We start from the raw sequence: 1,850 nt of genomic DNA, 5'->3' as shown, positions 1-1,850 counted from the left end.
GGTGCGGGGAACGGGTAACAAGGTTACGGCGGTCATAGCGTGGGGGAAACGCCCGGTCCCATTCCGAACCCGGAAGCTAAGACCCACAGCGCCGATGGTACTGCACCCGGGAGGGTGTGGGAGAGTAGGACACCGCCGGACACACATTAACGGGCAAGCCCCGACCACGACGGTCGGGGCTTGCCCCATTTAACCCACCTTTCCGGCTGACATCGGAAGGAGCTAGCGTCATCACACCCCAACGACGTCGCCACGCGCCAGGGCGAAGGGCAGACGATCGAAGATGATGTGGATCTCGGCGATCTGATCATTGTGAATGCGGTACAGTTCCGCGCCCGGAGCGCTCGGTACTGCCCGATTGGCTGTGTCGTACATGAGTATTGCTTCGTCGTCGGACCCGTAAGCCGCAAGAAGTGCTGATTTTGTGAGCGTAGCAGCGAAGGGCTCCATGAATGCCCGGACAGCGGCACTACCGCTCATGGTGCCGGACGGTGCATGGCAGGTGACATCCTCAGCTAAGTGCTTGATCGCTGAGTCCAGGTTTCCGGTTGTCCAGGCCCGGTGGTAGGCGATTGCGATCTCGACGGCTTTGGCCTGTTTTTCAGACATGGTCTGTTTCCTTTCGTAGGCGGATACTCCTGTTTAGACACCACTTCGCAGCAGATCGGAACGCCCTAGTGGGTCCGTGCCAAGATTGAACCGTGACATCAGCCGAGTTGGAGGCCGCCCGGGCCGGCGATGAAGAGGCTTTCGCCTCGCTCGTAGCACCCTTTCGCAGGGAGCTTCATCTCCATTGCTACAGAATTACAGGATCTGTTGATGATGCAGATGACGTACTGCAGGAGGTCTTGCTTGCGGCATGGAAAGGGTTGCCTGGATTTGCCGGCCGGTCCTCCTTGCGGACGTGGCTCTATCGGATCGCTACTACTCGTTCGCTCAATGCTCTAAGAGACCAACGTCGCCGACCTCACCCCGCCCCCGCGCCTCCCTTCGAGCCACCAACGCCGAACGACCGATTCGACCTACCGCATGTGCAGCCTTACCCCGATGTATTGGTCGACGAGCTTGATCCTGCTGTGCAGGCGATTGCCCGTGAAAGTGTCGAGCTCGCGTTTGTTGTTGCGCTTCAACGGATGCCGCCGCGCCAGGCTGCAGTGTTGATCCTCTGTGATGTGCTGGATTTCACGGTTACCGAAGCTGCCGAGATGCTCGCGATAGGCCCGACGGCGGCTAAGGGTCTTCTTCAGCGCGCCCGCTCCGCCAAGCCTTCCCCAAGGTCAATCTCGACCGGAGCACACCACCACGATTTAGCCCGTAAATTTGCGGATGCCTTCTCGCGAGACGACGTCGATTCCGTCCTTGAGCTCCTGACCGATCAATGCTGGCTTGCCATGCCCCCCGCCAGCGAACTTTACGTGGGCCGGCACGCCGTCGGGAGTTTTCTTCGTGCCAGTGCGGCTGGGCGCCCTGGTGGCAAATACGCGCTGATCGCTATCACTGCCGGTGGCAGGCCGGCGTTCGTCTGCTATCTGCAGGGCCGGGCCCGGGGACTCATGGTGATTGAGCCAACTCAGCCTGGCGACAAGATCGCATCGATCATGCGATTCCTTGATGATGGCCTTCATCGACAATTCGGGATGCCTGATTTTCTTGCGTGAAGTGTCAGGATTACTGGCTCACTGGCGCCTCTGAAGGAATGTCCGACGGCGGGCTGGCGCGGGTTTTTGGTGTGGTGTTTGGGGGTTGTTGGGGTGGTGTTGGGTGGTTGTTGGGGTGGATTTGCGTTGGGGGTGTGGGGCGTGTATTGTTTTCTGAGTCGCCGGGTGCGAAACGGAAAGCCGGAAGGTGTG

2 protein-coding genes and 1 rRNA gene are annotated in these 1,850 nt (G+C 59.8%); 2 read left to right on the top strand and 1 reads right to left on the bottom strand.

The features are described 5' to 3' along the window. The first annotated feature begins 24 nt into the window (after positions 1–24). Positions 25–141: ribosomal RNA gene (gene rrf, locus AC1DD7_RS24340) — 5S ribosomal RNA — on the top strand. Positions 142–231: 90 nt separating this feature from the next. Here rrf and AC1DD7_RS24335 read toward each other — a convergent pair. After that, on the bottom strand, positions 232–609 hold the full coding sequence (locus AC1DD7_RS24335) for a nuclear transport factor 2 family protein (RefSeq protein ID WP_431116939.1): 378 nt from the start codon (positions 607–609) through the stop codon (positions 232–234). A gap of 92 nt (positions 610–701) precedes the next feature. Between AC1DD7_RS24335 and AC1DD7_RS24330 the strand changes: the two genes are divergently transcribed. After that, positions 702–1,658 carry an RNA polymerase subunit sigma-70 gene (locus tag AC1DD7_RS24330; RefSeq protein WP_477516912.1) on the top strand — a complete coding sequence of 319 codons (957 nt, stop codon included), beginning with the start codon at positions 702–704 and terminating at the stop codon, positions 1,656–1,658. Positions 1,659–1,850: the final 192 nt, after the last annotated feature.

Source organism: Paenarthrobacter sp. 10L412 (genome assembly GCF_056395565.1).
Note: the sequence above shows the minus strand (reverse complement) of the source record. Positions and strands in the feature narration are given on the sequence as shown.

Excerpts from the sequence above, each read along its gene's own strand:
- AC1DD7_RS24335 (WP_431116939.1), bottom strand. The coding sequence starts at position 609 with ATGTCTGAAAAACAGGCCAAAGCCGTCGAGATCGCAATCGCCTACCAC.